The sequence below is a fragment of the Zoogloea sp. GDB6 genome, from assembly GCF_056724105.1.
This window is the reverse complement of record NZ_CM161497.1, coordinates 458101-482499: the sequence shown is the minus strand read 5'-3', so window position 1 is coordinate 482499 and position 24399 is coordinate 458101. Positions and strand designations below refer to the sequence as shown.

Sequence of the window (24399 nt, the reverse complement as noted above, 5' to 3'; positions counted from 1 at the left end):
AAAGACCTACCATGCGCATCCTCATTGTCGAAGACGACCCCCTGCTGGCCGATGGCGTCGCGCAACTGCTGCGCGGTGCGGGCTTCACCACCGATTACGTGGGCACCGCCGAATTGGCGGAGGCTGCGCTGTCCGCCGAGAAGTTCGATCTGCTGGTACTCGACATCGGCCTGCCCGGCATGGACGGACTGGAACTGCTGAGCCGCCTGCGGGCCCGCCACAATCCGGTCCACGTGCTGATGCTGACCGCCCGCGACGCCCTCAACGAACGCGTACGTGGCCTCAACCTGGGCGCCGACGACTACCTCACCAAGCCCTTCGCGGCAGTCGAGTTGCTCGCCCGCGTCAATGCGCTGGCCCGGCGCAGCCGCGGCCAGGGCAGCGCGCGGCGCGAATTCGGCCCCCTCGCCCTCGACGAGGAAGCCCACCGGGCCTGGCTGAACAACCAGCCGCTGGAACTGCCGCAGCGGGAATGGGCGATCCTGACCTTTCTGCTCGACAACCTGGAACGCGTCCTCAGCAAGGAGCGCATCGTCGCCGCCGTGTGTTCGTGGGACGAAGACATGAGCGAAAACGCCGTCGAAGTGTACGTCTCCCGCCTGCGCACCAAGTTGGAGCCGGCAGGCATCCGCATCCGCACCGTCCGCGGGCTGGGCTACATGCTCGAAGACATGCCCCATGACGCGAAGCCTGCGTAAGGCACTGCTGCTCTGGCTGCTGCTACCAGCCGGGCTTGCAGTCGCAACCTTCCTGCCGCTGGCATACCACCTGATTCACCAGCCAGCGGTCGAGGCCTTCGACCAGGCTCTGGCCGATGCCGGCCTGGCCCTCGTGCCTCACCTGGATGTAGTTGGCGGCGAACCCCGCTTCGTCTTCCCGGCGGCAGCCGAACAGGTTCTGCGTACCGACCGGGTGGACGAGATTTACTTTTTGGTTCTCGGCCCCAACCAGCGCTTCATCGCTGGCGACATCGGCCTGCCCCACGCCACGTCCGGCGATGACGAAAGCATCGAATCCGATGGCGAGGAACGCATCAATTTCGACTCCCACTTCCGCGGCCACCCGATCCGCGTCAGCACGCTGCGCCGGACCATCGACGGCGAGTCCTTTCTCTTCGTCACTGCCGAAACCACCCGCAAGCGCGACCAGTTGCGCGTGGACCTGACTTTCGCGCTGGTCCTGCCGCTGCTCTTCTTCGCCGGCGCCACCGGGCTCACCATCTGGTTTGGCATCCGCCACGCACTGTTGCCGGTAGAGGACATCCGTGCCGCGCTCAAGCGCATGGGGCACCGCGCGCTACAACCGCTGGATTCGGACTCCGCCCCGACCGAAATCCGCCCCCTCGTCGAAGAATTCAACCTCGTACTGGACCGCCTGGACCAGGCTTCAGCAGCCCAGCAGCGCTTCGTCGCCAACGCCGCCCACCAGTTGCGCACCCCGCTGGCCGGCGTCCGCACCCAGCTCGAACTGCTGCAGCGGGAGACCGACGCCGATGCACGAGCGGCCCGTTGCAGCCAGTGCATCAGCGCCATCGAGCGCCTCGGGCACCTGGTCAACCAGATGCTGGTGCTGTTGTCGGCGGAACCCAGCGGCCGGCACGCCGACCTGGCGGCCCCCATCGACGTGCCGGAACTGATCCGCGAGCGCAGTCCGGAGTGGATCCGCCTCGCCGAGACACATCGCATCGACCTGGGCTTCGAACTGCAGCCAGCCTGCGTTAGGGGCGACAACCTGCTGCTCGGCGAAGCCATCGCCAACCTGGTGATCAACGCCATCCACTACACGCCCGCCGACGGGGAAGTGACGATCCGCTGCCGACAACAGGGCCACGACGTCTTCATCGAGGTCGAAGACAACGGCCCCGGCATCCCACTGGCAGCCCGCGAGAGCATTTTCGAGCGCTTCTTCCGCCTGCCGGGCACCGGAGGCCAGGGCAGCGGCCTGGGCCTTGCCATCGTGCGCGAGATCGCCCGCGGCTTCGGCGGCGAAGTCCACGCCCTCGACCCGACCGGCGGACGGGGCGCCCGCCTGCAGGTACGCCTGCCTAGCAGCCCGTCCCCCACCTGAGCCCCCGCCAGGCCCCCGCGGCACGGAAAAATCCGCTTTATCTCCGCCGATCCACCCACTGCCACACCGCCGGCATTTTCATCCCCATGCAAAACGGGCATTGAAAGATGGCGACCTTACCCGTACCGTATGCGCCGAACACACGCAGCACGGCTTGCGCCCCTCGCTTGCCCCATGCGCCCCCTTATCGCTACAGGATGGAGATCCCCAGCATGACCATGGATGTCGTCGATTACGAAATCTTCGGGAACGAAATGCAGTACGTCGAGGTGGAGCTCGACCCGGGCGAGGCCGCCGTCGGCGAAGCCGGCGTGATGATGTACATGCAGGACGGCATCCAGATGGACACCATCTTCGGTGACGGCTCGGCCCAGCAAAGCGGCCTGTTCGGCAAGCTGCTCGGCGCCGGCAAGCGCCTGCTGACCGGCGAGAGCCTGTTCACCACCATCTACCACAACGAAGGCAGCGGCAAGCGCCGGGTCGCCTTCGCCGCCCCCTACCCGGGCAAGATCGTACCGGTGGACCTGTCCACGGTCGGCGGTACGCTGATCTGCCAGAAGGACTCCTTCCTCGCCGCCGCCAAGGGCGTCTCCCTCGGCATCGCCTTCCAGAAGAAGATCGGCGTCGGCCTGTTCGGCGGCGAAGGCTTCATCATGCAGAAGCTGGACGGCGACGGCATGGCCTTCATCCACGCCGGCGGCACCCTGCTCGAAAAGACCCTCGCCCCCGGCGAAACCCTGCGCGTGGACACCGGCTGCGTAGTGGCCTTCCAGCCCAGCGTCGATTTCGACATCCAGTACGCCGGCAAGATCAAGACCGCCCTGTTCGGCGGTGAAGGCCTGTTCTTCGCCACCCTCACCGGTCCCGGCAAGGTGTGGCTGCAGTCCCTGCCCCTGTCGCGCATGGCCGACCGCATCGTGATGGCCTCCCGCGTGGTGCAGGGTGGCGGTGGCAAGGAGAGCACGTCGTTGCTCGGCGGCATCGGCCTCGGCTCCCTGCTCGGCGACGACGATTGAAAGCCACCGCCCGGTCGTCCGCAGGCGGCCTTCGCCCATCCGCGGGGAGGATGTCGCGTAGCGACAGGAGCGTGTTCCAGTGAGCGACGCACCGGTTTCCGCCCGCTACTACCCGGCCGGCGGCGATGCCCACGGCCACCCGGCGCTGCTGTACTGGGAGGGCGGGCACCTACTCGTCGCCCCCGAAGACTCCGAGCCGCTGCACATACGCGCCGCAGCACTGCGGGCCGAGGCGCGGGGCTTCAACCACAGCCAGTGGGCGATCGCCTGGCCCGGCGAGGGCGGCGAGCACCTGCTGATCGTCGCCGACACGGCCATCGCGCCGCTGCGCGCCGCCGCGCCGGCCCTGTTCGCCAGCGGCGCGCACGCCCAACGCAAGACCCACCGGCGCTTCGGCCTCGGCGTGACAGCGCTGATCCTGCTGCCGCTGCTGCTCATTGCCGGCATCTTCCTGGCTGTCGAGCCACTGGCCGACCGGGTCGTCGAACACATCCCACCGTCCATCGAGAACCAGATCGGCGAAGCGGTGCTGGCCCGCACCCGCCTCGACAGCAAGCTGATCGAACAGGGACCGGCAGTCGATGCGCTGCAGCTCATCGGCAAGCGCCTGGCCCGCCCCGGCGAAAACCTGCGCTTCTACCTGGCCGAACGCCCGGACATCAACGCCTTCGCGGCCCCCGGCGGCGTGGTGGTGGTGTATTCGGGACTGATGAAGCAGGCCGGTTCGGCGGAGGACGTAGCCGGCGTGCTGGCCCATGAGATCGCCCACGTGGAGCTGCGCCACAGCCTGCGCCAGATCGTCCGCTCGGCTGGTCTGCGGGTCATCGTGTCGGCGCTGTTCGGCGACTACGGGGCCCTCGGCGGCTGGGGTGCCCGCCTCGGCGAGCTGAAGTTCTCCAGAGATGCAGAGCGGGAAGCCGACGCCCGCGGCCTGCAACGCCTGGCCGAAGCGCACATCGACCCGCAGGGCATGCTGCGCTTCTTCGAGACGCTGGCGCGCAGCGAAAACGGCACCACCTCGGCGGTGCCGACCGTGTTCTCCACCCACCCGGCCACCGCCGAACGCATCGAGCGCCTGCGCGAAGCGCTGGCCAGCCAACCGGCCGGCGCGGCCCAGCCCATCCCGGTAGACTGGCAGGCCGTCCGCCAGGCCTTGCCCGACACCCGACCATGAGCATCTTCGACGACGCCAAGATCGACTGCCACGCGCACATTTTCGACTCGCTGCATTACCCCTATGGGGAAGACAGTTTCTGAGTGCCTACTGCCCGATCCGGCCCAACACCGGGCCGTGCTGTGGGACAACCCACACAGCCTGTTCGGCTTCGCGTAGGCAAGTCCGCTAACATAGTCAGCTCATTCCATAGGGGTCATCGCCAAAGCATGAGCACACAAGAAAAACATCCCGTCGTCTTCGGTACCGAAGACCTGCTGTTGAGCCTCTGCAACTCGGTCACCAAGGTTCTCAGCGTGGCCACCCACAGCCAGATCCGCTATTCGGGCATGGTCCAGCGCATCACCAAGACCTGCCTGAAGCCGGACATCGGCTGTTTCGTGCTGTTCGACGGCGGTTTCTCCGGCCTGGTGGTCATCAACTTCTCGGCCCAGTCGGCGATGGAGTTGTACGAGAGCTATATGCTCAACATGGGCATGGCAAAGGACGACCTGGCCAGCACCTACACCTCCGACGACGTCAGCAATGTGATGGGCGAACTGATGAACCAGATCGTCGGCGACTTCACCGGCCAGATCGGGCGCGAGCTGCAGACCCACATCACGCAGAACCAACCGAAGATGCTGGTCCTCAACAAGCAGGTGGTCCTCAGCGTCGATACCCACCTGGATCAGCCCGAGACCCGCCGCGTGACTTTCTACACCGGCCGCAACAACATCTTCTACCTGGAGCTGGCGATCGACCGTACGGAGTTCATCAAGCTCTACGACTTCGAGCCCCAGGACGCCCCCGATCCGGACGCGCTGATCGACGCTGCCGACGGCGCGCCGGCGGCAGCAGCTCCGGCCCCCACCAACGGCGGAGGCGACGATCACGACGACCTGCTCAAGTCCCTCGGCTTCTGAGCCGGATTTTCAGGCGGGCAGGTCTGCGCGGGTATCCACGTCGCGCAGGCAGCCCGCGTCGTCGGTTTCGATGGCGAGCAGTTCCGCCTTGTGGGCAACGAGAATGGCGCGCGCGCCCTCGTCACCGACCAAAACCAGCAGTTCATCCCGCCAGCGCGCCGCGAAACCGACCGGGTGACCCCGCCGCCCAGCGTAAACGGGTGCTACCAGCGCCGCACCGCCACGGAGGGCAGCGGCAACCCGGCGCAGCGTGTCAGGTTGCACAAAAGGCATGTCGGCCAGCGCGACCACCCAGCCCGCCGCGTCCATGCTGGCCGCCACGGCCGCCGCCAGGCTGTGGCCCATGCCGTCCACGGCCGCCGCGCAAAAGACCGTTTCCAGCCCTTCCGCCTGAAGCAGCCCGGCCAGTTCGCGCTGTTCCGGGCGGAGCACCGCGATGCTCCGCGGACAGGCTTCGCGCAGCTGTCGCGCCGCCGCCACGGCGATCGGCGTGCCGGCGGGCAGCGGATGCAGCAGTTTGTCACCGCCAAAACGCCGCCCCTGCCCGGCCGCCAGCAACAGCCCAACGATCTCGCCGGCCACCGCTAACGCACGCCGCAGCCGGCGCTGGCAACAGTACTCGCTTCGGCCCGCGGCACCACGACACCGTTCTTCACCGCGGTCATCTCAGCCAGCACGGACACCGCGATCTCCGGCGGCGTGCGGCTGCCGATGTGGATGCCGATCGGCCCGTGCAGGCGCCCGACTTCCCCTTCCGACAGGTCGAAATACTTGAGCAGGCGCTCCTTGCGTGCCGCGTTGTTCACCCGCGAGCCCAGCGCGCCGACATAGAAGGCCGGCGACTTGAGCGCTTCCAGCAGGGCCATGTCGTCCAGCTTGGGGTCGTGGGTCAGCGCGACGATGGCGGTGTGGGGATCGGGCCCCATCGCCAGCACCGCGTCGTCGGGCATGCCGGCCACCAGTGGCGCGCCGGGCACTTCCCACTCGACGGAATATTCCTCGCGCGGGTCGCAGACGCTCACCGCGTAGTCGAGCGCCTGGGCCATCGGCGCCAGGTAGCGGGCGATCTGCCCGGCACCGATGATCAACAGGCGCCAGTGGGGGCCGTGGATCGTGCCGAGCCGAGTGCCGTCCCACAGCAGGGCTTCGCCGCGGCAGGCATCCAGGATGCGCACCGCGCCGCTGTCCAGCTCGATTTCCCGACGCACCAGTTGCCCGGCCTCGATGCGCGTCGTCAGTTCGGCAAGCTGGGTCGCGTCCGGCGCCGGCTCGATGACCAGTTCCAGCGTGCCGCCGCAGGGCAGGCCGAAGCGGTTGGCCTCTTCCCGCGTCACCCCATAGCGCAGCACGAAGGGCTGGCTGCCGGCGATGCGCCCGTCCAGCATGCGGGCGATCATGTCGTCCTCGATGCAGCCGCCGGACACCGAGCCCTGCACCCGGCCGTCGTCCCGCAGGGCCATCCAGGCCCCGGCCGGACGGGGCGCCGAGCCCCAGGTCTGGGCGACGGTGACGAGGGCCGCCCGGTGCCCTTCCTCGCGCCAGCGGCGCAGCGCGGCGAGGACCTGCAGATCCTGGCTGTCCATTGATGCAAACCTCCTCATGATCCGCCACGGATCCCCGTCGCGGCGATGTCATTCACTTTCGCGCCACAGGCCCGAAGGTCGCGGGCGCGGCCTCCCTGCGGGAGGCCGGCCACGCGCTCAGGCCTTCAGCTCGTCGGAGCGGAAAGGCAGGCGGGTCAGCCACTTGCCGGTGGCGGCCGCGATCGCGTTGGCCACCGACGGCGCCACCGGCGGCACGGCGGGCTCGCCGATGCCGGTCGGCTTCTCGGCGGACGGCACGATGTACACCTCGGTCTTCGGCATCTCGTTGATGCGGATCGGTGCGTACTCGCCGAAATTGCCCTGCTCCACGACGCCGTCCTTGAGGGTGATCTCGCCGTGCAGCGCAGCCGACAGCGCGAAACCCACCGAGCCCTCGACCTGGGCGCGGATCACGTCCGGGTTGATCGCCACGCCGCAATCCACCGCGGTGACGACGCGATCCACGCGCACGCTGCCGTCGGCCTGCACCGTCACCTCGGCCACCTGGGCCACGTAGGAGTGGAAGGACTCATGCACGGCCACCCCGCGGCCGCGGCGCTCGCCCGGCTTGCCCTTGGCCAGCGGCGTGCCCCAGCCGGCTTTCTCGGCGGCCAGGCGCAGCACACCGGCGTGACGCGGATGCTTGTCGAGCAGCTTGAGGCGCAGGGCCACCGGGTCCTGCTTCGATTCGGCCGCCAGCCGGTCAATGAAGGTCTCGGTGGAATAGGCGGTATGCGTCGAGCCCACCGAGCGCCACCACAGGGTCGGCACGGTGATGTCGCTCGGTGTGTGCAGCTCCACCTGCAGGTTGGGGATACCGTAGGGCAGCGTCGCCGCGCCTTCCACCGACAGGCCATCGACGCCGTCCTTGATCATGAAGCCCTCGAAGGGCGAGCCCTTGGCGATGGACTGGCCGACCAGGCGATGGCGCCACGCGCGGATCGAGCCGTCGGCGTTCAGCGCGGCCTCCATCGCATGGTGGAACTGCGGCCGGTAGTAGCCGCCCTTCATGTCGTCCTCGCGCAGCCACACCATCTTGACCGGCGCGCGGGTGCCGGCTGCCTTGACGATGGAGGCAGCTTCCTTGACGTAGTCGGAATCCTTGCAGGCGCGCCGGCCGAAGCTGCCGCCGGCGTACAGCATGTGGATGTTCACCTTCTCGGGCGGCAGGCCGAACAGGGCCGCCAGATTGGCCTGGTCTACGGTCTGGAACTGCTCGCCGTTCCACACTTCGAGGCTGTCACCGGTGAATTGCACGACGCAGTTCATCGGCTCCATCGCGGCGTGGGCGAGATAGGGGAAATCGTAGCTGGCCTTGACGACCTTGGCGGCACCGGCGAACGCGGCGTCACCGTCACCGTCCTTGCGGGCGATCAGGCCGGGGGTCTGGGCCAGTTCATGGTAACGGGCGAAGATCTCCTCGCTACCGAGCTTGAAGGCAGCGCTGTCGTCCCACTCGACGCTCAGCGCATCGCGGCCCTTCTTGGCGCTCCAGGTGTCCTTGGCGAGCACCGCGACACCGTTGGGAATCGCCACCACGTTGACGACGCCCTTGACCGCCTTGGTCTTGCTGGCGTCGAAGGACTTGACCTTGCCGCCGAAGCGCGGCGGGTGGGCGACCACCGCCACCAGCATGCCCGGCAGATGGACGTCCTGGGTAAACTGGGCCGTGCCGTTGGTCTTGGCAAAACTGTCCTTGCGCGGCGCATGCTTGCCGACGAGGCGGAAGTCCTTCGGGTCCTTGAGGGGCACAGTAGCCGGCACAGCCTCGGCGGCGGCCGCTTCGGCCAGTTCGCCGAAGGTCGCCTTGTGCTTGCTCGCCGCGTGGGACACGACGCCGTCGCGCACGCTGATCTCGGCGGTCGGCACGTTCCAGCGCTTGGCGGCAGCGGCGACGAGCATCGCCCGCGCCACGGCGCCGGTCTGGCGCAGCTGATCCCAGGAATTGGCCATCGCGGTGCTGCCGCCGGTGCCCTGCATCGGGCCGAAGGCCAGGTTGTTGTAGCGCTTGGCATCGGCCGGCGCGCCGTCCACGCGCACCTGCGACCAGGCGGCGTCGAGCTCTTCGGCAACGATGGTGGCCAGGCCGGTGTAAGTGCCCTGCCCCATTTCCAGGTGCTTGGAGATCACCGTCACCGAGTTGTCGGCGCCGATGCTCAGGAAAGGCGTCGGTTCAAACGTGGCGGCAGAACCGGAGACAGCCGTCTTGGCACCCTTGGCGGCGAAGGCCGGCAGCGCCAGGCCGAGGGTCAAGCCGGCGGAACCTTGCAGGAAGTGGCGGCGGGAGAGGTTGTGAATGGCTTGGGTCATGTCGTCTCTCCTCAGGCCAGCGCCTTGGCGGCTTCGTGGATGGCCGCGCGGATGCGCACGTAGGTGCCGCAGCGGCACAGGTTGCCGGCCATCGCAGCATCGATGTCGGCGTCGGTGGGGTTCTTCTTTGTCTTCAGCAGGCCCACGGCGCTCATGATCTGGCCGGACTGGCAGTAGCCGCACTGCACCACGTCGAGCTTGCGCCAGGCCTCCTGCACGGCCTTGCCGACGCGGGAGTTGTCGACGGCCTCGATAGTGGTGATCTTCTTGCCCGCCACGCTGGACACCGGGGTGATGCAGGAGCGGGTCGGCTGGCCGTCCACATGCACGGTACAGGCGCCGCACAGGCCGGCGCCGCAGCCGAACTTGGTGCCGGTGAGGAGGAGCGAATCGCGCAGGGTCCACAACAGCGGGGTGTCGGGGTCGACGTCGGCGCGCTGGGGCTTGCCGTTCACATTCAGCTGGATCATGGTCTATCTCCGTGGGGTTGCCGGATTGTTCTGTGTTCAGGGGTGGGGCGAACGGATTCGCCTACAGGCTTCGATGGACATGCCGGGAGCGGATAAATTCGCCCGGCGGTCGGCGGGAACCCTGCCACCATGAGCGGAAATGTAGCCGAAGCCCATCCACAAGGCATTGCAGGATCCTGTGAGATTCTTGCCCAATCATCCAGAATAGTGTCTCATCCGCTGCGCCCTCGAGGAGAAGACGATACCCTCGGCATCCTGGGCAGGAGGATCAAATCATGACTGGATCAGGCATTTCCACTCAGCCGGCTCCATTTGCGCTCGACGCCTCACGCCTCGAGCTGGCCGCGCTGATTGAACGATATTGCACCGTGGACGGCCCCAATCCGACACCGATCAGCGGCCTCAGCCTGTTCCGCGCGTCGAGCACCAGCACGCCGATCTGCGCCGTCTATCGCTCGGTGCTGGCCGTCGCGGCCCAGGGCACCAAGCGCCTGAGCCTTGCCGACGAGGCTTTCCAGTACGACAGCCAGCATTACCTGATCACGTCGGTGGATCTGCCGGTGATCGGCCAGATCACCGAGGCTTCGCCGGAACGCCCCTACCTGTGCGCGGTGTTCGACATGGACCCGCGCCGGATCGCGGAACTGGCCGGCTCCATGCAGCTGGCGCCGCTGCCGCCGGGGGCCGGCGCGCTCGGCCTCGGCGTCAGCCCGCTCACCTCGCCGGTGATGGACGCCTTCCTGCGCCTGGTACGCCTGCTCGACACGCCGGACGACATTCCGGTGCTGGCGCCGCTGCGCGAACAGGAACTGCTCTACCGCCTGCTCACCGGCGCCCAGGGGCAACGCCTGCGCAGCATCGCAGCCACCGACAGCCAGGGCCACCGCACCGCCCGCGCGATCGACTGGATCAAGGGCAACTTCGACCAGCCTTTGTCCATCGATGCGCTGGCCGACGCGGTCAACATGAGCAAGTCGTCGCTGCACCACCACTTCAAGGCCCTGACGGCGATGAGCCCGCTGCAGTACCAGAAGCAGATCCGCCTGCAGGAAGCGCGCAAGATGATGCTCACCGAGGCCATCGACGCCGCCACCGTGGCGCGCCGGGTCGGCTACGAGAGCCCGTCCCAGTTCAGCCGCGAATACCGCCGCCTGTTCGGCGCCCCGCCGCTGCGGGACATCGCGCGGATGCGCTGAACAGCGCGGGGCAGTTCAGCCCTGGACCTTGAAAGCGCCGTCGTCGTAGGCCTCGCAATAGACCTTCCAGTCCTTGCGCAGCCGGTCGCTGCATTCGTCGGCAGCCCCCAGCAAGGCCTTGCGCCACTTGCCGGCGCCGAAGTCGATGAGCACATCGGCAATCGCCGAGCCGCTGCGCCCGCTGCTGCGCAGCTGGGCGCTGGCGACGATGGCCCCCATCGTACCGATGACACCGCGGATGGCCTCGAAGCCGGTATGGGACGCCTCCAGCGTCACCCGGTCCTCGGTCGGCTGCAGGCCGCGCAGGATGTAGGAGCGCTTGCCCATTTTGACGGGCTGCAGGAAGGCCATCGACACCGCCTGCATGCGCCGCTGCACCGTCACGACCCGCGCCGCCTCGGACTTCCAGGCCGGCTGCGGCGTCTTGAGATAGGGCGCCAGCGACGAGGGCAAGGCCTCCTTCAGGTCGAGCAGGTAGTTGCCGTCCGGCGAGCCCTTGCCACGGACCAGGATCACGAAGCGATCCACCCCCAGGCTGCCGTTGCCGGCAATCCGCCGGGCCACGTCGAGAACCTCGTAGAAGTCCGGGTCAGCCTGGGATTCGGCCAGTTCGCCGATCAGCTTGGTGACCTTGTCGCGCTGCTTGTCGGTGACCGGCAGTGCCTTGCCGTTGTCCAGGCGCAGATGGCGATGCTTGCCCTTGAGCACCGTCCGCCCGTCCAGGAAGGCCGGCCGCAGCCGCCCTCGCAGGCCATCGAGGAGATGGCGGACCAGACCGCTGGAGGTGTCGCGCTCGACCCAGCCGGCCTTACCGGCGACCAGCGTGGCCCGGTAGGCGTCGAGGAATTCTTCGCACAGCTCGCCGGCCTGCTTCTTCTTCAGCTCCATCGACGCGGCGCCGATCTGCACGCTGGCCAGACAACGCACCAGGTCCCAGCTGGCCGGTGCCAGCGCGGCTTCATCGAAGTCGTTGAGATCGAAATAGACCAGCCGGTTGTCGCCCTTGTAGCTGCCGAAATTCTGCAGATGCAGGTCGCCGCAGCTCCAGACCGGCGGCGCGGTAGCAAACAATGGCTCGTCCGGCAGGCGCCGGTAGAACAGATGGCAGGTGCCGCGCAGGAAGACGAAGGCGCTCTCACGCATGTTGCGGTACTTGAGGACCAGGCGGTCCGGGTCCCGGCCGGCATTGAAGCCCAGGATCTGTTCAACGACCTCGTTCATATCCGTAGCCTCCATGTTCATCGAGTCATGCCAAGCATACGCCCGCCAAGCCTAGTGGCGATGCCCGTCATCGGGCAGGTCGTGGGGCTGGCGCGGTGGCGGCGGCGACTTCTCCATCAGCTTCATGCGCGCGATGCGCACCTCGCAGTCGCCAGGTACCGTCGCGCACAGGCTGGCATCGTCGATACGCAGCTTCCTCTGCGTAGCGCGGAAGCGCTGCAGGAAGACCCACGCAGTGTCCTGCGCGCCGAGCATGCCGAGGCGCGCCGAATTGAGCGCACCGACGAAACCGAAATACTCGATACCCAGGCGCCGTGGCCCGGCTTTCTTCTCCTCGGCGAGCAGGCCCGTCAGGCAGGCTTCGTAGGCGAAGGTGTCATGGTGGATCAGCCGGTAGCAACGCCCCTGGGCGTCGAGGGCAGCCTCGGTAATCCGGCCCGGCAATGCCGGGTCGGGGGCGCCGGCAATGGCGGCCGGCAGGCTCAGTACCAGCAGGAAGGCAAGCAGATGTCTCAACACGGGATCAGTCCCTCAAAACAAGCCGGGGCGACAACGCCGCCCCGGTCGAAAAGGCCGGCACGCGGCCGGCTCCGCAAGATCCTTGTTATTAGTTCAGACGGGTAATGCGCGGCGCCGGCGGCGCCAGGTTCAGGTTCTTCTTCATGTAGCCGACGAAGGCATCGATGTCGATGACGCCGCTGTTGGTGACGTTGGTGCCGCTGGTGGTGACCACCGAGAAGTTGTCGCCCGGTCCGGGGGCCATGAAGCTGTTGAGCGTGACCCGGTAGGTCTTGCTCATGTCCATCGCCACACCGTTGAGCTTGAGGGAGCCAGCCACCACGCGCTTGCCACTGCCGACGGCGGCGCCGGCCGGCTGGGAGGCATCCCAACTGTAGCTGAAGGTGCTGCTCGGCTGGAGCATGCGGCCACAACCATTGGCGCCAGTCTTGGCGGAGCAGTTGGGGGCTTCCCATTGCTGCTCCAGCAGGCGCACGATCTGTGCGCCAGTGAGATCCACGGTGGCCAGCACGTTGCCGAAGGGCGCCACGGTGAGCAGGTCGCCGTAGGTGACCGCGCCGCCGTTCTTGTAGATCAGGTCGGCACGCACGCCGCCCGGGTTGATGAAGGCGATGTCGGCCTGCGGGCCGCCGGACAGGTACACGTCGGCCATCACGTCGCCCATCGGACCTTCGGCGGTTTCATCGCGGGTCGGCGTGGAGCTGTTGGCGAGCAGGGCCCGCTTGATGTCGGCGGTGATCGAGCCGACCACCATGTTCTTCAGCGTTGCGGCGAGATTCACGTAGGACTGCACCGCCGCGTCGATGGTGGCGTCCTTGGCGAGGATCGAGTAACCCGTCGGCGCCGTGGTGTTGAGGTCGTTGATGACCGGCACGGTGTTGGCCGTCAGGCCGGTGACGCCCGTGCCAGGCACGATGGTCAGGTTGATGTCGGTGACCGCGCTACCGTAGAAGCCGGTGGAGGTCAGCAGCTTGCCGTTGCGCTTGCAGACGTATTCCTGGTGCGTGTGGCCGCTGACCACCACGTCCACGTCCTTACCGAGGGCATCGACGATGGGGAGGATGTCGCCGGACAGGTTCGGGCAGCTCTGGTCGTTGAGGGTGGAGGCCGTGGTCTGGCCGCCCTGGTGGATCAGCACCACCACCGCATCGACCCCGTCCTTCTTGAGCTGGGCGGCGTAGCTGTTGATGGTGGTCGCCTCGTCGAGGAAGTTGAGGCCGGCGACGCCGGTGGAGGTCACCACCGCCGGCGTGCCCTTCAGCGTCAGACCGATGAAGCCCACCGAGGCCTTGCCGAACTTCTTCACGTAGGTCGCCGGGAACAGGGTCTTCCCACTGGCGGTATCGACCGCGTTGGCGGACAGCCACTTGTAGCTGGCGCCCGGGAAGACGCCGCCGTTGATACAGGTGTCTTTGCCAACAGTGCCGCCGACGTAGCAGCCGCCGTTCTGCAGGCGCTGCAGTTCGCCCTTGCCGTGGTCGAACTCGTGGTTGCCGACCGAGGTCACTTCGAGGCCGATCTGATTGAGGATGTCCACGGTGGCTTCGTCATGGGTCAGCGTGGAGGTGACCGGCGAGGCGCCGACCATGTCACCGGCGCCGACGACGATACTGTTGGCGTTGCTGGCCCTGAGCTGCTTGATCAGCGTGGCCAGGTAGGCGGCGCCGCCGGTGCGCACGGTGGTGCCGGCGGCGTTGGCCGGGTCCTTCAGCACGACGGAGCCGCCGTTGTTGGCGGCCGGCACTTCGATGTTGCCGTGGAAATCGTTCATCGCGATCAGCTTGACGGTGACCGGATCGGGCGGATTGCTGGAGCCGGAGCTGCCGCCACAGGCGGTCAGGGCCAGCATGGAAGATGCCGCCAGCCAGGCAGCAATCTTGTTGACAGGGAATTGCATCGAGCGTCCTCGGAAGGTCAGGGATTAGCCCGCAACCTTGCCGAAGGAATATGACCTGCCGATGAAGAAACCTATTCCGGGTTCAGATGAACCAGTTCACGGCCTCCAGGCCGACTCGGCACAGGAAGGCGATCCCCAGCGCCAGCGCCACCGACAGGCCGATCGAGAACAGCGCATCACGCCGCCCGATGGTCTTCAGCATCACCGCAAAGGTGGACACGCAGGGCACATAGAAGGTCAGGAAGACCAGGAAGGTGGCGATCTGCACCCAGTCGAGCAGCGGCGCGATGTCCTGGGTGCCGAGGGCCTGGTAGACCATCAGCAGGGACAGCTCCTTGCGTAGCACGCCGAACAGGATCGGCACGCCGAGGACCACCGGCAGCCCCAGCCACCAGTGGGTCACCGGAAGCAGCAGCGTGTTGATCACCGCGTCGGCGCCGAAGTGGGCCAGCAGCGCCAGCACCACGCTGCCCAGCACCAGCAGCGGCGTGACGATGGTCAGGATGTCGCTGGTACGTTCCCAGGTGATGGACAGCAGGCGCCGCCACTGGGGCAAGGCGTAAGGCGGAATGGCCTGGATCAGGCCCGGGCTGGCCTGCACATAGCGGCGGGTCAGCAGCTTGCCCGATACCGCGATGATCAGCATTGTCAGCAGGAAGATGCCCAGCACCCCTTCCCAACCCAGGTATTTTCCGCCGATCGCCAGCACGATGGCCGAACGGGCCGAGCACGGCACGAAGGTGATCAGCAGCGACGCGACGATGCGCTCCCGCCCCGACGAAGTGGCCGCCACCGCCGACAGGGCCGGCACATTGCAGCCGAGGCCAAGCAGGAAGGGCACCGCCACGCCACCGTGCAGGCCGATGCGGTGGAAACCCCGGTCCACCACGAAGGCAACCCGGTGCATGATGCCGGACTCCTCCAGGCTCACCAGCAGCAACACCAGCGGCAGCATGTAAGGAACGACGATGCCGACCAGGCCGACCAACCCATCGGCGACGGCCCGGCCGACCACGCCGAGGGTGGTATCCGGCTCCCACTGGCCGACCCACGCCGCCAGCGGTGCCGAAGTCAGCGCATCGAGGGTCGTGCTGACCTCGAAGACCATGAACAGCACCAGCGCGAACACCGCCAGCGTGCCGATGAAGCCCCATTGGGGGTGCAGGAAGACCCGGTCCAGCGCGCGCTTCCAGCCGGCCTTCTCGGCGGCATGGCCGAGGCGGGTGACCTGCTCGTGCAAGGCTGCGGCGCGGTAATGACGGTCGGCGAACAGCTCCTCCGCCAGCGGGCGCGGCAGGTGGCGCGCCGCCTCCGCGCGGGCGTTTTCGATAGCCGGCAGCAGCGCCGGAAACAGGCGCGCCATCTCGGCGGTGAAATAAGTGTTGTCCTTGGCGAGCTGCGTCAGCAGCAGCGAGCGCGGCACCGGGAAAGCAGCTTCCACTTCCGGCCGGTCGAGGATCGCATTGAGCCCGGCCAGTGCCTTGACCAGGTGGGCGCCGGGCAGCTGAGGCAGCGGGCAGGTCTTGCTGCGCACCACATTGAGGGCCGTCTCGAACAGCGCCGGAATGCCCTTGCCCATGTGCGCGACGGTGGGCACAACGGGCACACCGAGTTCCGCCGAGAGGGCCTCCACATTGACGTAGATGCCGCGCTCGCGGGCCTCGTCGAGGCGGTTGAGGGCGATCACCAGCGGCCTGCCGAGCTGGCACAGCTCCTGGGCGAGGGCCAGATTGGGCTCCAGCGCGGTGGCATCCACCACCTGGATCAGCACGTCGGGCGCCTTGAAGCCGCCCTGGCCGGGCTCGCCGCGCAGCAGCGCCATCAGCAGCAGGCGGTCGGCGTCGTCGAGATCGTGAAGGGTACGTAGCGACGGCAGATCCACCAGCGCGGCCTGCTCCAGCCCGACATTCACCTGGCAGGCGTCGAAGCCGAGGGCGCTACCGTCGAGCTTGCCGGATTCGACGGCGGTGCTGGAAGCGGCCTGGAAGATCGTGCTCTTGCCGGTGTGGGCCAGCCCGACCAGCGCGATCTGCGGCCGGCGCGCACCGCGCAGCAGCTTGGTGGGCAGGGCGATGGTGGCAACAGCGGGAGCGGCGGCGTTCATGCGCGGCTCCCGCCCATGATGGAGAACCGGGCCGGCCCCGCCGGATTGCGCTGCTGTCCAGGAATACGAATCATCGGGAACCGCCGAATGCAGATCAGTTGCGCCGATTATAGGTACAAATAAGAATTGTTCGCAAATGAATTCCCCGTCGCGCCGACAACGGGGTTTGCATCACTCAAGGGCTCAGACGCGCAGGCCGGCGCGGGTCATCATCAACAGGGCCTGGGCCCGGCTGGTCACGCCGAGGGAGCGCAGGATCGCCGACACATGGACCTTGACCGTACCTTCCGACAGACCGAGGAACTCGGCGATGTCCCGGTTGGACTTGCCCTGGGCCACCAGCTCCAGCACCCGACCCTGCGCCGCGGTGAGCTGGAAGCGCTCGGCGAAAGCCTGGCTGGCGCGCCGGTTGCGGTTGCCGTCGTTGCCGCCGATGGCCGAATCGGGCGTGAACACGCCGCCGGCCAGGATGGTCCGCACCGCCTCGATCAGCGTATTGCTGGGGCTGGCCTTGGACACAAAGCCCGATGCACCGGCCTTCATCGCCCGCTGCACCGACTCCCGGTCGTCGAGGGCCGACACCACCAGCGCCGGCACGTCGGGGAAGCGCTTGGCGATCACCCCCAGTAACGAGAAGCCGTTGATCTCCGGCAGCATCAGGTCCACCACCAGCAGGTCGCAGTTGGGATCGGCCTCCAGCAGAGCCAGCGCGTCGGTGGCATTGCTGGCCTGCTCGCAGTGCACGCCCTCCCCCACCTGGGCCAGGGTCAGCGCCATGGCCTCCCTCACCAGCACGTGGTCCTCGATAATCAGTATGCGCGTCTGCATCATTCCAACCGTTAAATTGAACGCTTGTCTAAAATCGGGGCCAGTTTAGCCTACCCAGCACCCGGTAAAACGGAGAAAATCCGGTCCCCGGGCCGAAACGGCACGATGACCATGCCGATTCCCCAGCATTTTACCCGCCACGCCGTGGCCTTCCTGTCACCTGCGCCCGTGCTACCCGTTTCGGGCGGCACCCCTGCCACAGGCAGTGCGAGCGCGTACGATCTCCTCGCCATGCAGTCCATCGCCCCATTGCCCCCAGCCTGGACTGACGCACCCGGCGCGGTGACGACCTCCAACCGGCAGAGGATCATGGCCTCCGGCGCCCCCGACAGCAATGAACTGTTCCGCTTTGCGTCCGGACTTCGGCACGGCGTGGATGTCGGCAGCACCTGGCGCCCCGCAATACGGGACAGACGCCGCTTGAACGGCACATCGCTGGCGCCACGCCATCCAGCCAACTATCATATGACGGAAGCGCAATCCCGGCGGCTGGCCGCCAACCGTTCATACCGGAGTCCGATGGCGTCCGAGCAGAAATCCAGCATGATCTTCGTGAGCTCCGCCCCCCCTTCTCCCGCCCACAACGGGCGCACCTCCCCCCACAGGTCCGAGTTCTGATATCCAATGGGGCGCCTGCGACTCTTCCTCCTCGCCCTGTGTGCGGCCCTGCTGGCTGGGGCCGCCCCTGTGCGCGCGGCCCAGGTAGCCCTGGTCCTGTCCGAGGAGGGCGGCGCCTTCGCCGAAGCCGCCGAAGCCGTGTCGTCCGAACTGCGCAGTGCCGGCCACCGCATCCAGAGCATCACGACGCCCCTGCGTGCCGAGGACGGCGCCGTCCTCAATGCCAGCGCACTGATCGTCACCTTCGGCACCCGGGCCGCCCAGATCATTGCCGGGCTCGCGCCGCGCAGCCTGCTGCTGCACACCCTGCTGCCGCGCAGCGCCTATGAACGCCTGCCCCAGCGCGCCGAGGACGGGCGGCGCACGTCGGCGGTCTTCATCGACCAGCCGGCCAACCGACAGATCGAGCTGCTGCGCCTCGCGCTGCCCGACTGGTCGCGGGTGGCACTGATCGTCGGCCGGGAAAGCAGCGAGCTCGGCGCCCGTCTGCAGGCCAATGCCCGCGAGCGGCGCCTGCGCCCGGTGCTGGAGCAGGTCGGTGACGAGAACGATCTCTACCCGACACTGCAGCGCGTACTGGCCGAACCGACGATCCTGCTCGCCATCCCCGACGCCGCGCTGTACAACAACCGCACGATCTCCAACATCCTGCTCACCGCCTACCACCACCGCTCGCCAGTCGTCGGCTTCTCGCCTGCCTACGTCAAGGCAGGCGCCCTGCTGGCGCTGTACAGCACCCCGGCGCAAATCGGCCAGCAGGCTGGCGAGATGGCCCGCCACGGCCTCGCCGGCGGCAACCTGCCGGCGGCCACCGCCCCGCGCTACTTCCATGTCGGCACCAACCCCTACGTGGCGCGCTCCCTCGGCATCAACCTCGAAGACGCCAACACCCTGCGCGAACGCCTCGAGCGCTGGGAGAACGCGCAGTGATCCGTCCGGAAGACTGGGACATCCGCCCGCGGGCGATCCTGATCGCGATGCTGCCGACGGTGGTGATGGCGTCCGTGCTGATTGCCTATTTCACCACCACCCGCCTGTCCGACCTCGAAGAAGCCCATGTCCAGCGCGGCAAGGCCCTTGCCCGGCAACTCGCCGCCGCCAGCGAATACGGCATCTTTTCGGGCAACCAGGAGAACCTGCGCAAGCTCGCCAACTCGATCCTGCAAGAGAAGGACGTGGTCCGCGTAGCGGTCTTCAGCCCCTTGCAAGAGGTACTCGCCGACAGCAACAAGCCGGTCCAGACTCCGGCCGCGGTGAATCTGGTCCCCCACGAGAACAACGCGCCGCTGCGCTTCCGCGAGCCGGTGGCCGGCCCGGGCGTCAGTCTCGACGACCCCTTCCTAGACAGCACCACCGCCTCGGCCGCCATGCAGGAAAGCCGCCACGGCGAAGTCCTCGTCGAGATGAGCCGCGAGTCCCTGCGCGCCGAGGAGAGCCGCCTGCTGCGCAACGCCTTCCTGATGGTAGTGACGGTCCTGCTGGCCAGCGTCGCGCTGGCCATGCGCATGAGCCGCGGCATCTCCGGCCCCATCCTGCGCGTCGCCAGCGCGGTCGCCGGCTTCGGCCAGGGCAATTTCTCGGCGCGGGTACCGGTGGAAGGCGGCAAAACCCTCAGCACCCTGGCTGCCGGCGTCAACGAAATGGCCGACCGGCTTGGCGCATCGCAGGAAGACCTGCAGCGCCAGATCGACGCCGCCACGGCGGAGCTGAAGGAAAAGAAGGAAGAGGCCGAGCAAGGCAACCGCGCCAAGACACGCTTTCTCGCCGCCGCCAGCCACGATCTGCGCCAGCCGATGCACGCGCTGGGCCTGTTCGTTGCCGAGCTCGGCCAAAAACCCCACGCTCCCGACACCCGCCGCCTCGTCGAACAGATCGCCGTCTCCGCCGAGACCATGGAGAATCTGCTCGACAGCCTGCTCGACATCTCGCGCCTCGACGCCGGCGTGCTCGACCGACAGATCAAGCCCTTCCCGCTGCAGCCCCTGTTCGAGCGCATCGACGTGGATTACCGGCGCGAAGCCGAAGTGCGCAAGCAGCGCCTGCGCCTGCGCCCCACGCCCCTGTGGGTCGAGAGCGATCCGCTGCTCCTCGAACGCATCCTGCACAATCTGATCAGCAACGCGCTGCGCTACGCCCCCCGCGGCACCATCCTGCTGGCGGCCCGCCGGCGCGGCCAGCGGGTGCGCATCGAAGTCCGTGACAACGGCCCCGGTATTGCGCCGGAAGCCCAGGACGCCATCTTCCAGGAGTTCGTCCAGTTGGATAACCCGGAGCGCAACCGGGCCAAGGGCCTCGGCCTCGGTCTGGCGATCGTCCGCCGCCTGACCAGTCTGCTGCAGCATCCGCTGTCACTGAACTCGGTCCCCGGCAGGGGCGCCCTGTTCTCGATCGAGCTTCCGCTCGCGGCCCCGGTGACCGCATCCGACCGTCATGCACCGCCCGCCATCCATTCGTTCCAGGGGCTCCACGTGGCGCTGGTGGACGATGACGAACTGGCCCTTGCCGGAACCATCGGCCTGCTGGAATCCTGGGGCTGCCGGGTCAGCGCAGCCACCGGCCCCGATGCGCTGCTTGCCACGCTGGACCGGCAACACACACCGGACGTGCTCGTCTGCGACTACCGCAGCGGTGGCGAACGGGTCGGCCCGGACATCGCCACCCACCTGCGCCAGCACCTCGGCCGCCCCATCCCGGCCATCCTGCTCAGCGGCGACACCTCGCCGGACGTCGCCGGCGCAGCCCAGCAGGCCGGCATCCCGCTACTCCACAAACCGGTCCGCCCGGCCAAGCTGCGCGCCCTGCTGCAGCGCAAGACCCAAGCCTGATGCAGCACTACGGCGCATCGGTTACTATCGCTGCGTCGATGACATATCCAAAATCAGGGGGAGAACGATGAGCACCGAGAACAAGGCGCAGGACCCGATGGAATTCATGCGCAACATGTGGAGCAAGATGGGCTTCAGCCTGCCTGGCATGGTCACCCCGACGCTCGACGTGGATGAGTTGGACAAGCGCATCGCCGACATGAAAGCTGTCGAGAACTGGCTCAAGATGAACCTCAGCTCCCTGCAGATGGCCATCCAGGGCCTCGAAATGCAGCGCGCGACGATCGCCACGATGCAGGCCATGAGCAAGCTGGCCGCCGAAGGCGGCAAGGCGCCCGATGGCGAAACCGCCCAGCCCAACCCCTTCGCCAGCTCCATGTGGCCGTGGAACCTGATGCAGAACGCCGCCGAGCAGGCCAAGGCCCACGCCGAAGCGGCTGCTCCTGCCCAGGCATCGCCGGCCAGCAAGGCCAAGCCGAAGGACAGCAAATAAGGCAATACCACGGGGAGCACCCCGCTCCCCAACTGGCGGCGCTAAAGACCCCAGTGCGTCAGCGCCGCCAGCCACCCGGTCAGCGTAAGGGCCGCCGCCACCGTCGTCGCGGAGATCAGCCAGGCCACGCCGGGCCCGTCGCCGCCCATGCGCATCGCCAGGATGTAAGCCGACGATGCCGTCGGCAGTGCGGCAAACAGCACCGCCACCGTGAAACCCACCCCTGCCAGACCCAGCAGCACGGCCAGCCCCCAGGCGATGGCCGGCAGCACCAGCAGCTTGAGCCCGCACAGGTAGAGCAGCCCCGGCCACCCACCCTCATGGCGCCCGCCACGCAGGGCCGCCCCCACCGCCAGCAGACCCAGCGTCACCGCCGCATCGGCAAGACGCTGCAGGAAAGGCAGCACCGGCGCCGGCAACACGCCGCCGGCCAGGTTGAACAGGATGCCGGCCACGGTGGCAAGGATCAGCGGATTACGCGCCAGCTCCCGCCACAGCCGGCCCTCGCCGTGATGGGCGAGCAGGCCGACCGCCGCCATGTTGGCGAAAGGCACCATGGCCCCGCACAGGGCTCCCATCGTGGCCACACCGGTCGCACCGGCCACCTTCCCCGCCACCGCGATGCCGATATAGGTGTTGAAGCGGTAGGCGCACTGCACCCGTGACGCAAAGGTCATCGACGCGAGCCCCATCAGCGGTCGGGCCAGCAGCGCCAGCACAAAGCCGCTGCCGAGGGTCGCCAGGCCGACGAGAAACAGCGGCCCCATGGCCGCCAGCGCGATGGACGCCTTCGCCAGCGCATTGAACAGCAGCGCCGGAAACAGCACGAAATACACCAGGCGTTCGACGCCCGGCCAGAAGCCCTCGCCGAAACGCCCGTAGCGCCGCAGGCCGGCGCCAAGCGCAATCAGCGCGAAATCGGGCAACAGCAGCAGAAAGCTCTGCATCGCCGCTCAGGAAGGGGAAGACGGGAAGGCCCACATCCGGCGGAGTGTGCCAGAAGTCGTGACTGGATGAGCCTTGCCCACACGCGCCGCTACTCGTAGCTGCGCATGTCCTCAATCAGCTTGCCGTCGTTGGGCAGGCTGCCCGGCGCACAGAAATGCACTTCGCCACGCAGCTTGGTCAGTTCGCGCAAGGACATCGCGATGGCCTCGGCGAGCCCCTCCGCCGCCACCGCCACCTCGCAGTGCAGGGTCATGCGATCGGTCTGGGCCGGGTTGTCCACCACCAGCCGGCCACGGCCGAGTTCCGCATGGCGCTTGAGCACCGCCACCACCTGGCCCGGGTGGACGAACATGCCCTTCACCTTGGTGGTCTGGTCGGCCCGCCCCAGCCAGCCCTTGATGCGCGTGTTGGTGCGGCCGCAGGGCGAGATGCCAGGCAGCAGCGCCGACAGGTCGCCGGTGCCGAAACGGATCAGCGGATATTCCGGGCTGAAGCTCGTCACCACCACCTCACCCACCTCGCCCGGCGCCACCGGATCGCCGGTGCCGGGATAGACGATCTCCACCAGCACGTCCTCGTCGAGCACCAGCCCCTCCCGCGCCGGCGTCTCGTAGGCGATCAGGCCCAGATCGGCGGTGGCATAGGCCTGGTAGGCCTGGATGCCGCGGGCGGCCAGCGCATCCCTCTGGCTGGGCGGAAAGGCCTCGCCGGACACGAAGGCCTTCTGCAGGCTGGTCAGCGGCACACCCAGTTCGTCGGCCTTGTCGAGGATGATGCGCAGGAAGGACGGCGTGCCGGCATAGGCGACCGGCCGCAGATCGGCGATGGCCGCCACCTGCATCTCGGTCTGTCCGACACCGGCCGGAAACACCGTGCAGCCCAGCGCGTGGGCCGCCGTCTCCATCATCGAACCGGCCGGTGTGAAGTGATAGGAGAAGGTGTTGTGCACCAGGTCGCCGGCGCGGAAACCCGCCGCATAGAAGGCCCGGGCCAGGCGCCAGTAATCCTTGCGCGCGCCCTCCGGCTCGTAGATCGGCCCCGGCGACGCGAACACCCGCGCACAGCCCTTGCCCCAGCCCACCGTCGCCAGGCCGCCGAAGGGGCGCTCGCGGCGCTGCAGCTCGGCCAGCTCCGACTTGCGGATCACCGGCAGTTCCGCCAGCGCCTCGCGGCTCGTCACCGCCGCCGGATCCACGTCCCACAGCAACTCGCTGAAGGCCGGTGCGTGGGCGCGGGCATGGGCGATCTGCGCCGGCAGCGCGGCCAGCAGTTCCTGCTCCCGTTCGGCGGGAGGGCGGATTTCACGGGCATCGTGGTAGTTCATCGTCGCTCCATTCCTTTTCACGCCACCGTCCGCGGGCAGCCGTCTTCGCCCAGCATTTTGTCATATCCGGATTCGCCGGACCGGCGCCCGGCCGCTCACGACAGCCAGCGCTTGCGCCGCCGGTAGTGCTTCACATCGCGGAAGCTCTTGCGCCCTTCCGAAGACAGGCCCAGGTAGAACTCCTTTACGTCCTCGTTGTTGCGCAATTCGTCCGCCGCCCCCTCCATCACGACGCGGCCGTTCTCCAGGATGTAGCCGAAGTCCGCATAGCGCAGCGCCACCATCGTGTTCTGCTCGGCGAGCAGGAAGCTCACCTTCTCCTTGCCGTTGAGGTCCTTCACGATCTCGAAGATCTCCTCGACGATCTGCGGCGCCAGACCCATCGACGGTTCGTCGAGGAGGATCATCTCCGGCCGCGCCATCAGCGCACGGCCGATCGCGCACATCTGCTGCTCGCCGCCGGACGTGTAGCCGGCCTGGGAACTACGCCGGGTCTTGAGGCGCGGGAAGTAGGCATAGACCCGCTCCAGGCTGTCACGCAGTTCGGCGCGAGACTGGCGACGCGTGTAGGCGCCGGTGAGCAGGTTCTCCTCGATGGACAGGTGGCCGAAGCAGTGGCGCCCCTCCATCACCTGGATCACCCCGCGCCGCACCAGCTCGGCCGGCGTCATGCGATCGATGCGGTCGCCCTTGAACTCGATGGAGCCCTTGGTCACATCGCCGCGTTCAGCACGCAACAGGTTGGAAATGGACTTCAGCGTCGTGCTCTTGCCGGCGCCGTTGGCTCCCAGCAGCGCAACGATGCGGCCCTCGGGCACCTCCAGCGAGACGCCCTTGAGCACCAGGATCACGTGGTCGTAAATGACTTCGATGTTATTGAGGCTGAGATAGGACATGGGGT

General features: G+C 67.6%; 21 protein-coding genes. 9 read left to right on the top strand and 12 right to left on the bottom strand.

From position 1 onward, the window contains the following. Positions 1-11: 11 nt before the first annotated feature. From AC1PQG_RS02205 to AC1PQG_RS02185, 5 genes are all read left to right on the top strand, one after another. Complete coding sequence (locus AC1PQG_RS02205) at positions 12-698, top strand: response regulator (RefSeq protein ID WP_481121047.1); 687 nt, start codon at positions 12-14, stop codon at positions 696-698. Further along, positions 679-2067, top strand: a complete 1389-nt coding sequence (locus tag AC1PQG_RS02200) for a sensor histidine kinase (RefSeq protein ID WP_481121046.1) — start codon at positions 679-681, stop codon at positions 2065-2067. Before AC1PQG_RS02205 ends, AC1PQG_RS02200 begins: the two co-directional genes overlap by 20 nt. 212 nt (positions 2068-2279) lie before the next feature. Then, positions 2280-3083 carry a TIGR00266 family protein gene (locus tag AC1PQG_RS02195; RefSeq protein ID WP_481121045.1) on the top strand — a complete coding sequence of 268 codons (804 nt, stop codon included), beginning with the start codon at positions 2280-2282 and terminating at the stop codon, positions 3081-3083. Positions 3084-3162: 79 nt separating this feature from the next. Continuing rightward, on the top strand, positions 3163-4257 hold the full coding sequence (locus tag AC1PQG_RS02190; protein WP_481121044.1) for a M48 family metallopeptidase: 1095 nt from the start codon (positions 3163-3165) through the stop codon (positions 4255-4257). Positions 4258-4466: 209 nt separating this feature from the next. Further along, on the top strand, positions 4467-5162 hold the full coding sequence (locus tag AC1PQG_RS02185) for a DUF3334 family protein (protein WP_481121043.1): 696 nt from the start codon (positions 4467-4469) through the stop codon (positions 5160-5162). 9 nt (positions 5163-5171) lie between these two features. Here the strand turns inward: AC1PQG_RS02185 and AC1PQG_RS02180 are convergent, their stop codons facing one another. The 4 genes from AC1PQG_RS02180 to AC1PQG_RS02165 form a co-directional block, all read right to left on the bottom strand. Then, positions 5172-5744, bottom strand: a complete 573-nt coding sequence (locus AC1PQG_RS02180) for a nucleotidyltransferase family protein (protein WP_481121042.1) — start codon at positions 5742-5744, stop codon at positions 5172-5174. Positions 5745-5746: 2 nt separating this feature from the next. Then, positions 5747-6745 (bottom strand): XdhC family protein, encoded by a 999-nt coding sequence (locus AC1PQG_RS02175; protein ID WP_481121041.1) that lies wholly within the window; start codon positions 6743-6745, stop codon positions 5747-5749. Positions 6746-6862: 117 nt separating this feature from the next. Continuing rightward, entirely contained in the window at positions 6863-9055 is a 2193-nt protein-coding gene (locus AC1PQG_RS02170; RefSeq protein WP_481121040.1) for a xanthine dehydrogenase family protein molybdopterin-binding subunit, read from the bottom strand. 11 nt (positions 9056-9066) lie between these two features. Then, positions 9067-9525, bottom strand: a complete 459-nt coding sequence (locus tag AC1PQG_RS02165; protein ID WP_481121039.1) for a (2Fe-2S)-binding protein — start codon at positions 9523-9525, stop codon at positions 9067-9069. Positions 9526-9800: 275 nt separating this feature from the next. On the opposite strand from AC1PQG_RS02165, the gene AC1PQG_RS02160 reads away from it, so the two are divergent. Next, complete coding sequence (locus AC1PQG_RS02160) at positions 9801-10721, top strand: AraC family transcriptional regulator (protein ID WP_481121038.1); 921 nt, start codon at positions 9801-9803, stop codon at positions 10719-10721. 15 nt (positions 10722-10736) lie between these two features. Here the strand turns inward: AC1PQG_RS02160 and AC1PQG_RS02155 are convergent, their stop codons facing one another. The 5 genes from AC1PQG_RS02155 to AC1PQG_RS02135 all read right to left on the bottom strand — a co-directional run bounded on the left by AC1PQG_RS02155 (position 10737) and on the right by AC1PQG_RS02135 (position 17293). Then, positions 10737-11942, bottom strand: a complete 1206-nt coding sequence (locus AC1PQG_RS02155) for a DUF2252 domain-containing protein (protein WP_481121037.1) — start codon at positions 11940-11942, stop codon at positions 10737-10739. Positions 11943-11993: 51 nt separating this feature from the next. Next, entirely contained in the window at positions 11994-12461 is a 468-nt protein-coding gene (locus AC1PQG_RS02150) for a hypothetical protein (RefSeq protein WP_481121036.1), read from the bottom strand. Positions 12462-12549: 88 nt separating this feature from the next. Beyond that, positions 12550-14358, bottom strand: coding sequence for a bifunctional metallophosphatase/5'-nucleotidase (locus AC1PQG_RS02145; protein WP_481121035.1), 1809 nt, complete (start codon positions 14356-14358; stop codon positions 12550-12552). 82 nt (positions 14359-14440) lie between these two features. Continuing rightward, complete coding sequence (locus AC1PQG_RS02140; RefSeq protein ID WP_481121034.1) at positions 14441-16462, bottom strand: FeoB small GTPase domain-containing protein; 2022 nt, start codon at positions 16460-16462, stop codon at positions 14441-14443. Between the two features lie 183 nt (positions 16463-16645). Next, on the bottom strand, positions 16646-17293 hold the full coding sequence (locus tag AC1PQG_RS02135; protein ID WP_481121033.1) for a response regulator transcription factor: 648 nt from the start codon (positions 17291-17293) through the stop codon (positions 16646-16648). A 621-nt stretch (positions 17294-17914) separates the two neighbouring features. On the opposite strand from AC1PQG_RS02135, the gene AC1PQG_RS02130 reads away from it, so the two are divergent. From AC1PQG_RS02130 to AC1PQG_RS02120, 3 genes are all read left to right on the top strand, one after another. Next, positions 17915-18838, top strand: a complete 924-nt coding sequence (locus AC1PQG_RS02130) for an ABC transporter substrate-binding protein (RefSeq protein WP_481121032.1) — start codon at positions 17915-17917, stop codon at positions 18836-18838. After that, a complete protein-coding gene (locus AC1PQG_RS02125) occupies positions 18835-20733 on the top strand; it encodes a hybrid sensor histidine kinase/response regulator (RefSeq protein ID WP_481121031.1) in 1899 nt (632 codons plus the stop codon). The genes AC1PQG_RS02130 and AC1PQG_RS02125 overlap by 4 nt, the downstream gene beginning before the upstream one ends. A 67-nt stretch (positions 20734-20800) precedes the next feature. After that, positions 20801-21226 carry a PhaM family polyhydroxyalkanoate granule multifunctional regulatory protein gene (locus AC1PQG_RS02120; protein WP_481121030.1) on the top strand — a complete coding sequence of 142 codons (426 nt, stop codon included), beginning with the start codon at positions 20801-20803 and terminating at the stop codon, positions 21224-21226. A 41-nt stretch (positions 21227-21267) separates the two neighbouring features. Here AC1PQG_RS02120 and AC1PQG_RS02115 read toward each other — a convergent pair whose 3' ends face one another. The 3 genes from AC1PQG_RS02115 to AC1PQG_RS02105 all read right to left on the bottom strand — a co-directional run bounded on the left by AC1PQG_RS02115 (position 21268) and on the right by AC1PQG_RS02105 (position 24394). Then, on the bottom strand, positions 21268-22173 hold the full coding sequence (locus AC1PQG_RS02115) for an AEC family transporter (protein ID WP_481121029.1): 906 nt from the start codon (positions 22171-22173) through the stop codon (positions 21268-21270). A gap of 89 nt (positions 22174-22262) precedes the next feature. After that, complete coding sequence (locus AC1PQG_RS02110; RefSeq protein WP_481121028.1) at positions 22263-23498, bottom strand: phenylacetate--CoA ligase family protein; 1236 nt, start codon at positions 23496-23498, stop codon at positions 22263-22265. Positions 23499-23593: 95 nt separating this feature from the next. After that, entirely contained in the window at positions 23594-24394 is an 801-nt protein-coding gene (locus AC1PQG_RS02105; RefSeq protein ID WP_481121027.1) for an ABC transporter ATP-binding protein, read from the bottom strand. Positions 24395-24399 lie beyond the last annotated feature (5 nt).